Annotated in this window: 2 protein-coding genes; both read left to right on the plus strand. The window is 49.1% G+C overall.

The annotated features are described in order from the left end of the window. On the plus strand, nt 1-300 hold a 300-nt coding region (locus ACO0LC_RS29140), incomplete at its 5' end, for a hypothetical protein (protein WP_423009755.1). Nucleotides 301-410: 110 nt separating this feature from the next. Next, on the plus strand, nt 411-640 hold a 230-nt coding region (locus tag ACO0LC_RS29145), incomplete at its 3' end, for an integrase catalytic domain-containing protein (protein ID WP_423009757.1).

Here is a 640-nt window from a genome sequence, read left to right on the forward strand (position 1 = left end):
TCATCAGCGTATTTGCACGGTGTCGCATGTGAATGCCGCGCTGCTGCAGCCGCACTGGCGTTCGCACGATGCCTTGCTTCAGCAACAGGTGAAACCGCAGCGGGTGTCGTCATGAGCATGCGGGTCAACCAGATCATCACGCATCTTCGACCGGAGGACGTGTGCAGCATTATTGAATTCCTCGATCAGGTGCGGGACATGCTGATGAAGGCTTATGGCGATGATATAAAAATCATGCTACACGAAGCGTCACAGCGCAATCCAGCACAAAGGGAGTCGGATGGTGATGAGTCGATTTAGCGGCTAGCCGACATCATCGTATCATTTGGGAGGGGGCATCATGCCCCCTTTTACACAGCATTCGATATGACGGCAATTTGGTTGCCGTTATGATTTTAGGGCGGTTGACGATGCAAAATCGTATGACCACAATGTGGCAATCCAGACTCAATCCTGCAAAAATCGCACGATCCCAATTCGGGAAGAAATACGATGGAAGCGGCGTGCGCAACATGGAATGCATTAAAGATGCGATGCAGTTGTTTGGTCAACCGAAAATTATTCGCACGGATAATGCGTCTGTTTTTCGCAGTAAAAAATTTAGACGGGCTCTAAAAGAATTAGGGATACATCAGGAATT

Origin of the sequence: Undibacterium sp. JH2W (assembly GCF_049340425.1) — a bacterium.
Lineage (GTDB): Bacteria > Pseudomonadota > Gammaproteobacteria > Burkholderiales > Burkholderiaceae_D > Undibacterium.